The 7,539-nt window shown below is 69.7% G+C and carries 8 protein-coding genes; all 8 read left to right on the forward strand.

Translation table 11 applies throughout. The annotated features are described in order from the left end of the window. Nucleotides 1–11: 11 nt before the first annotated feature. The 8 genes from CLV68_RS19955 to CLV68_RS19990 all read left to right on the forward strand — a co-directional run bounded on the left by CLV68_RS19955 (nt 12) and on the right by CLV68_RS19990 (nt 7,507). Nucleotides 12–272 carry a phosphopantetheine-binding protein gene (locus CLV68_RS19955; protein WP_121392439.1) on the forward strand — a complete coding sequence of 87 codons (261 nt, stop codon included), beginning with the start codon at nt 12–14 and terminating at the stop codon, nt 270–272. Then, nucleotides 269–655, forward strand: a complete 387-nt coding sequence (locus CLV68_RS19960; RefSeq protein WP_121392440.1) for an ectoine synthase — start codon at nt 269–271, stop codon at nt 653–655. The genes CLV68_RS19955 and CLV68_RS19960 overlap by 4 nt, the downstream gene beginning before the upstream one ends. Beyond that, entirely contained in the window at nt 652–1,794 is a 1,143-nt protein-coding gene (locus CLV68_RS19965) for an acyl-CoA dehydrogenase family protein (protein WP_121392889.1), read from the forward strand. The genes CLV68_RS19960 and CLV68_RS19965 overlap by 4 nt, the downstream gene beginning before the upstream one ends. Further along, nucleotides 1,791–2,486, forward strand: coding sequence for a transglutaminase-like domain-containing protein (locus CLV68_RS19970; protein ID WP_121392441.1), 696 nt, complete (start codon nt 1,791–1,793; stop codon nt 2,484–2,486). The genes CLV68_RS19965 and CLV68_RS19970 overlap by 4 nt, the downstream gene beginning before the upstream one ends. Before the next feature lie 12 nt (nt 2,487–2,498). After that, entirely contained in the window at nt 2,499–3,860 is a 1,362-nt protein-coding gene (locus CLV68_RS19975; protein WP_121392442.1) for a TrpB-like pyridoxal phosphate-dependent enzyme, read from the forward strand. A 25-nt stretch (nt 3,861–3,885) separates the two neighbouring features. After that, on the forward strand, nt 3,886–4,776 hold the full coding sequence (locus CLV68_RS19980) for a DMT family transporter (protein WP_121392443.1): 891 nt from the start codon (nt 3,886–3,888) through the stop codon (nt 4,774–4,776). A 1-nt stretch (nt 4,777) separates the two neighbouring features. Beyond that, nucleotides 4,778–5,572: a maleate cis-trans isomerase family protein gene (locus CLV68_RS19985; RefSeq protein WP_121392444.1), complete on the forward strand. Its 795-nt coding sequence runs from the start codon at nt 4,778–4,780 to the stop codon at nt 5,570–5,572. Nucleotides 5,573–6,253: 681 nt separating this feature from the next. Beyond that, nucleotides 6,254–7,507, forward strand: a complete 1,254-nt coding sequence (locus tag CLV68_RS19990; RefSeq protein WP_246010011.1) for an NAD(P)/FAD-dependent oxidoreductase — start codon at nt 6,254–6,256, stop codon at nt 7,505–7,507. Nucleotides 7,508–7,539 lie beyond the last annotated feature (32 nt).

Below are 7,539 nucleotides of genomic sequence, written 5' to 3' on the forward strand. Positions count from 1 at the left end.
ATCTGGAGCGGATGTCCCGCATCGATGAGATCACCCGGTACGTCGTCGCCGAGTTCGCCCCCGACATCCGGGCCGACGAACTCGACGCCGACTACGACCTGCTGGACAACGGCGTGGTCGACAGCCTCGGCCTGCTGCGGCTGATCGGCTGGCTCGGCGAGCGCTACGACCTGCCCGTCGACGACATCGACCTCGCGCCGGAGCAGTTCCGGTCGGTGCGCGCCGTCGACGCCTTCGTTGAGTCCGCACTCGTGAAAGGGCCAGCGTCATGATCGTCCGCAACCGCTCCGATGTCGCCTGCGTCGACTGGGGCAACGGGTTGAGCTACCGGTTCCTGTTGAGACCGGACAACATGGGCTTCTCCGTCGCGCACACCACCGTGCGGGCGGGGACCAAGTCCCGGTTGCAGTACCGCCAGCACCTGGAAGCGTGCTACTGCATCGCCGGGTTCGGTGAGGTGCAGACCCCCGACGGGGCCATCCACCGGCTGGAGCCCGGGGTGCTCTACGCGCTCGACCAGAACGACGCGCACTTCCTCATCGCCGGTCCCGACCAGGACCTGGAACTGGTGTCGATCTTCTCCCCCGCGCTGCGCGGCGACGAGCGGCACAACCTCGACGTCGACGGCTTCTCCCACTACGAGTGCGCCCCGTGATCGGTTGGACCGACGAGCAGCGCACCTTGCGCGCCGCGGCGGCCGAGTTGGGCGCCGCGGTGGGCAAGGACCACCTGGAACGGGACGCCACCGGCGAGTTCTCCCGGGACGGGTGGGCGCTGGTGCGCGAGTCCGGTCTGCTCGGCCTGCCCTTCGGCACCGAGTACGGCGGGCTCGGCGCGGACCTGCTGACCACGATGTACGTGCTGGAGGGCCTCGGCGAGGCGTGCCGGGACGGTGGGTTCCCGTTCTCGGTGACCACGCACGTGGTCAGCACCGGGGTCCCGTTGCACCGCTTCGGTTCCGACGAGCTCAAGGCCAGGTACCTGCCGGGGGTGTGCTCCGGCTCGGCCATCGGCGCGCACGCGATCAGCGAGCCGGACGCGGGCTCGGACATGATGGCCATGCGCACCACCGCGGTCCTCGACGGCGACGACTACGTGCTCACCGGGTCGAAGTCGTTCGTCAGCAACGGTCCCATCGCCGACACCTACCTGGTGTACGCCCGCACCGGCAAGGCGGGCGCGCCGGACGCCATCACCACGTTCCTGGTGGAGCGCGACTCCCCCGGCCTGCACGTGGGGCAGCCGATGGGCAAGATGGGCCTCAAGACCTCGCCGTTGAGCGAGCTGTTCCTCGACGGCGTCCGGGTACCCGCCGCACGGGTGGTCGGCCGGGTGGGCGCCGGGTTCCTGGTGCTCGACCACGTGATGAAGTGGGAGATCCTGCTCTCCTTCGTGGTCAACCTGGGCGAGATGGAGCACCGGCTGCGCGAGAGCGTGCGCTACGCCAGGACCCGCAAGCAGTTCGGCGCGCCGATCGGGTCCAACCAGTCGGTGTCGAACAAGCTCGTCGACATGCGGATCGGGGTGGAGACCTCCCGCAAGTGGCTCTACGACACCGCCGAGAAGCTGGTGGCGCGCAAGAACGTCACCACGGACATCGCGATCACCAAGCTGGTGGTCAGCGAGGCCAACCTGGCCTCGGCGCTGGCCGCGGTGCAGGTGTTCGGCGGGTACGGGTACATGACCGAGTACGGGGTCGAGAAGGACGTGCGCAACGCCGTGGCCGGGACGATCTACTCGGGCACCACGGAGATCCAGCGCCAGCGCGTCGCCGCGATGATGGGACTGGGATGAGTTCACACGAGACGGTCGACCTGAAAGCACTGACGGCCGAGACCGAGTTCCTCGACTACAACTCCGACACCGTGCGGGAGTTCGTCGCCAAGGCGCTGCCCGGCGAGGGGGAAGCGGGCGAGGGGCTCAGCGACACCGAGAAGGCCGTGCGGCTCTACTACGCCGTGCGCGACGGTATCAACTACGAGGTCTACGGCAGCCGGATGACGCGCGGGGAGTTCACCGCGAGCGCGATCATCAAGCACAAACGGGGTTTCTGCGTGCACAAGTCCATTGTGTACGCGGCAGCCGTGCGCGCCGTCGGCGTGCCGAGCCGGATCGTCTACGGCGACGTGCGCAACCACCTGTCCTCCGAGCGGCTGCGCGAGCTCGTCGGCGGGGACGTGTTCTGCTTCCACAGCCTCACCTCCGTGCACCTGGACGGTCGGTGGGTGAAGGCCACCCCGGTGTTCAACAAGCTGCTGTGCAAGCTCTACAAGATCGCGCCGCTCGAGTTCGACGGCACGACCGACAGCCTGTACCACCCGTACGACGAGAACGGCCGCAGGCACATGGAGTTCCTGCGGATGCGCGGCGAGTTCGACGACTTCCCGTACGAGACCGTGGTGGACGGCATCCGCGCCGCGCACCCGAAGCTGTTCCGATCCGACGACGAGCTGGCCGAGGGTTCCCTCACCGGCGAGGCCAGCTAGGAGCGCCAGAGCATGGACAACATCAAGTACGAGCTGACCGAGTCCGACATCCCGCACACCTGGTACAACCCGGCCTACGACGTCGGCGGGATCGCGCCGATCCTGGACGCGGCCACCCGCGAACCGGTCAGCCGCGAGGCGTTGGCGCGCTCGATGCCGCCCGCGCTGGTCGAGCAGGAGCTGAGCCTGGAGCCGGAGTTCGAGATCCCCGAGCCGGTCCGGCAGCTCTACGCGCAGTGGCGGTCCACCCCGCTGTTCCGGGCGCGCCGGCTGGAGAAGGCGCTCGACACCCCCGCGCGGATCTACTACAAGTTCGAGGGCGTGGCGCCGACGGGCAGCTTCAAACCGAACACCGCGTTGGCGCAGGCGCACTACAACAAGCTGGCGGGCAAGACCGGGCTGGTCGGCGAGACCGGCGCGGGCCAGTGGGGCAGCGCGGTCGCGCTCGCGGGCGCGCTGTTCGACATGAAGACCAAGGTGTTCATGGTGCGGGTCAGCTTCGAGCAGAAGCCCTACCGCCGCACGCTGATGGAGACCTACGGCTCGGTCTGCACCGCGTCGCCGAGCACCGAGACCGAGTCCGGGCTCGCCGTGCTGGCCGAGCGGCCGGACCACCCGGGCAGCCTGGGCGTGGCCAAGTCCGAGGCGCTGCAGTTCGCCTTCGCCAACCCGGAGTACGGCTACACCCGGGGCAGCGGCCTGAACCACGTGTGCGCGCACCAGAGCGTCATCGGGCAGGAGGCGGTCAAGCAGTTCGAACTGGCCGACGACTACCCGGACATCGTCGTCGGCGCGGCAGGTGGCGGCAGCAACCTGGCGGGCCTGGCGTTCCCGTTCCTGCGCAAGAAGCTCGCGGGTGGGCGCGACATCCGGCTGATCGCCGTCGAGCCCGCCGCGTGCCCGACGCTGACCCGCGGCCGCATCGCCTACGACCACGCCGACTCGGCCGGGCTGACCCCGCTGTTCCGGATGCACACCCTCGGGCACAAGTTCATCCCGCCCGCGGTGCACGCGGGCGGTCTGCGCGCGCACAACATCGCCCAGGTGGTGAGCCGGGCGGTGGAAGACGGTCTTATGGAAGCGGTCGCGGTCCGACAGAATGACTGCTTCGAGGCGGGCGTGCTGTTCGCGCGGGCCGAGGGCATCGTGCCCGCCCCGGAGTCGACCCACGCCATCCGCGGCGCGGTCAACGAGGCGCTGCGCTGCAAGGAGGAGGGCGTTGGCAAGACGATCCTGCTCGGCCTGTCCGGGCACGGCGACTTCGACCTGGTCGCCTACCAGAAGTACCTGGCGGGCACCCTGTCCGACGACGCCCTCAGCGACCAGGCACTGCAAGATGGCCTCGACAGCATCCCCTCACCCGTTCTCGTCTGACACCCGTTAGGGACACCGCACGCTCATGAGTCGAGTCAACGTCGCCCTGTTCATCCTGTTGGCCTTCATCTGGGGCAGCAGCTACACGTTCATCAAGATCGCCGTCGACGGCCTGACCCCGGCGCAGCTGGTGCTGGGGCGGGTCGTGCTCGGCGCGGTCGTGCTGTTCGCGGTGCTGACCGCCACCAAGGGCAAGCTGCCACGGAACGCGGCGGTGTGGGGCCACACCGTCGTCACGGCGTTGCTCGGCATGGTCGTGCCGTTCCTGCTGCTGGCCTGGGGTGAGCAGCGCACCAGCGCGGCGATGGCTGGCGTGCTCATCGCCGCGACGCCGCTGCTCACCCTGGCCGCGGTGACCACGGCGCTGCCTGCCGAGAAGGTCACCTGGCGCAAGGGGGTCGGCTTCGCGGTCGGCTTCGTCGGCGTGGTGCTGGTCATCGGGCCGTGGTCGACCTCGGCCGGGTCGCTCGCGGGCCAGCTCGCGGTGCTGGGCGCGGCGCTGTGCTACGCGCTGCAGACGGTGTACGTGAAGAAGATGCTCGCCTCGAAGGGCGTGCCGCCACTGGTGTCGGCGACCACGCAGGTCATCACCGCGACGGTGCTGCAGGCGATCGTGACCCCGTTCTTCCCGTGGAAGTCCCCGCACTTCTCCGCCGGTGTGGTCATCAGCATCCTGCTGCTGGGCATCGTCGGCACCGGTCTGGCGTACCTGATCTACTTCCGGCTGATCGGCGACCTCGGCGCGGCCAACGCCTCGGCGGTGAACTACCTGGTCCCGATCACCGCGGTCCTGGTCAGCCTGATCACCCTGGGCGAGTCCATCAGCTGGAACATGGTCGTGGGCACGCTGATCGTGCTGGCGGCGCTGGCGTTCGCCGAGAACCGGGTGGCCGCGCTCACCCCGGCCAGGACCTGACGTGCGGTCCGACCGGTGGGGGTGGCGCGCGGCCATCGGGGTCCTGGTGATCGACAAGGACCCGGTGGCGGAGTCGGAGTTCTGGTCGATGGCGCCCCCCGGGGTGTCGATCGTGGCCGCGCGGTTCGAGTCGCCGCGCAAGCCGGGGACCTCGGACTACGGCGACGACCCGGCGGAGCTGGTGGCGTCCTCCCCTGACGTCGCCCGGGGGCTGGAGTTCTTCGGCGGCATGCGGTTGGACGCCATCTGCGTGTGCTTCACGACGTCCAGCCTGTTCGGCGGGCCCGCGTTCGACGTGTCGTTCGCGGCGCGGGCCAGTGCCGCCGCGAACGGGATCCCGGTGGTGACCGCTGCCCAGTCGTCGGCCGCCGCCTTGGCCGCCGTGGGCGTCTCGCGGCCGTACGTGGTGGTCCCGCCCTGGTTCAAGGACGAGATCGTCGAGGTCGGGCAGTCGTACTTCACCGAGGCGGGTCATCCCCCGGTCGACATCCAGCGCTTCCGCCTCGGTCGCGGCTGGGACACCCTCAAGCCCTGGGAGACCTGGGACGCGGGCGCCCAGTGGGAGGTCCGGCCCGCTGACGTCTACCGCCAGGTCCGGTCCGACTTCCCGTCGACCGCCGACGGTGTGCTGCTGGCGGGCAACGGCTTCCGCTGCGCCGACGCGGTGTCCGCCCTGGAGGCCGACCTCGGCGTGCCGGTGATCACCTCCAACCAGGCTTGCCTGTGGCACAGCCTCCGCACGGCGGGCACCTCGCCCCGGGACGTCACCGGCTACGGGCGACTGTTCGCGGCGTAGCAACCAGCCGGACAACTCCACGCTGTAGTTCGACGAAGAGCCGCGACCTCCGGGTCGCGGCTCTTTTGTCATCGCGCCGCAGTACACCGGATGTCCGTTGTTCGCCAACGCCCGAATGCGATACACACAACGCGGCCTCTTTCGCGACCACTATTCATGCTTGCGGACCCCTAAGCGGGTCAAGAGGTCGAGTAAGGGTGCTCCCCTACCGCGTGCCAATGGGCAACCGGGTCGCGCGGGCGGCACGAAGTTCCTTCACCCCGGACGGTCGCCCGCACCGCCGCGACTGTCCACCCAGAACCGTACTACCTACCAAAGACGCTGGTACCACAGTGTTTCCGCATCGGAAGTCCGCGTTGCCCGCCGGGGCGCAGTGCTCCCTTCGGCCCAATTTGTCCACAATGGGTGCACTGACCGATGTGGTCTGTGGTTGACTCGCCATCGCACGGATCGGGACTCAACGGACATCCCGCTCAACGTCGAGCGGGCGGCCAACCGGGTCGGCGGACACGCCGATCCCCGCCGGGACAACGGATTCCTCGGGAATCCCGTCGTTCCCGGATCAGCTACCTGAACCACACCGCGCTGTCATTCCCCCAGTGACCGAAACCCCCGCGAGCACTCACTCGGTGGGGGCGCGCCGCCGCGCGCCCGGCAACCGGACCCCACAACCTCGGAGAGGTGGACCTCGCCTTGTACGACGTCATCATCGTCGGCGCCCGGTGCGCGGGCGCGCCCGCGGCCATGCTGCTCGCCAAGCACGGGCACCGCGTGCTGGTGGTGGACCGCGCGTCCTTCCCCAGCGACACCGTCTCGACGCACTACATCCACCAGGCGGGCCTGGGCAGGTTGCAGGAGTGGGGGCTGCTCGACGAGGTCGTCGCGGCCGGGACGCCCGCCATCCGGCTGATGAACTACCGGCACGGCGACATCGCGCTGACCGGGTTCGCCGACCCCATCGAGGGCATCGACGCGGTGTACTGCCCGCGCCGGACCGTCCTCGACGAGATCCTGGTCAACGCCGCGCGCCGGGTCGGCGCCGAGGTGGTGGAGCAGTTCACCGTGACCGACCTGGTCTTCGGCGAGTCCGGCGAGGTGCTCGGCATCCGCGGCCGCGAGGGCGACGGGCCGGTGCGCGAACTGCGGGCCCGCCTGGTGATCGGCGCCGACGGGGCGCACTCCCAGGTGGCCAAGCGGGTCTCGGCCGAGCTCTACAACGTGCGCCCGGCCGCCGGGTTCATCTACTACTCGTACTTCGCGGGCATCGACGACTGGGGCCTGCACCACCGGACCGGCAAGAACCACAGCTGGTTCGGCTCCTGGCCGACCAACGACGGCCTGACCATGGTCGCCACCATCTGCTCGCGCGACCAGCTCAAGGACTTCCGCCAGGACCCGGAGACCGCGTTCCAGGCGGTGATCGACGACGTCGCGCCCGCCATGGGCACCCAGTTCCGCGACGCAGCGCGCCGGGCGGAGCCGCTGCGGCCGATGCGCTACCCGGACAACTACTACCGCCGCGCGCACGGCCCCGGCTGGGCGCTGGTCGGCGACGCCGGGTACCACAAGGACCCGATCACCGGGTGGGGCATCACCGACGCGTTCCTGCACGCCGAACTGCTGGCGGACAAGGCGCACGAGGGCCTCTCCGGCGAGCGGGCGATGGCCGACGCGCTCGACGAGTACAGCAAGGTCCGCGACGAGATGAGCGCGGGCGTCTACGACTTCACCACCCTGATGGCCGAGATGGAGCTGCCGCCGTTCTTCGACGCGGTGCTCAGCGCGATCGGCACCTCGCAGCACTGGACGACCAAGATGCTCGGCCTCATCGCGGGCGGCGTGGAGGACCACGAGATCTTCTCCCCCGACGCCCTGGAGCGCATCTACGAGGACGCGGGTGTCCCTGAGGCGCAACGGATCTACGACCCCTCCTGACACCCCCCTCAAGCCGCGAGGAGCGCAGCGCC

This window comes from Actinokineospora cianjurensis (assembly GCF_003663795.1).
Lineage (GTDB): Bacteria > Actinomycetota > Actinomycetes > Mycobacteriales > Pseudonocardiaceae > Actinokineospora > Actinokineospora terrae.

Bases quoted from the DNA above. Each gene is read 5' to 3' on its own strand.
- CLV68_RS19975 (WP_121392442.1), top strand. From the start codon at position 2,499: ATGGACAACATCAAGTACGAGCTGACCGAGTCCGACATCCCGCACACC.
- CLV68_RS19970 (WP_121392441.1), top strand. From the start codon at position 1,791: ATGAGTTCACACGAGACGGTCGACCTGAAAGCACTGACGGCCGAGACC.
- CLV68_RS19960 (WP_121392440.1), top strand. From the start codon at position 269: ATGATCGTCCGCAACCGCTCCGATGTCGCCTGCGTCGACTGGGGCAAC.
- CLV68_RS19955 (WP_121392439.1), top strand. From the start codon at position 12: ATGTCCCGCATCGATGAGATCACCCGGTACGTCGTCGCCGAGTTCGCC.
- CLV68_RS19980 (WP_121392443.1), top strand. From the start codon at position 3,886: ATGAGTCGAGTCAACGTCGCCCTGTTCATCCTGTTGGCCTTCATCTGG.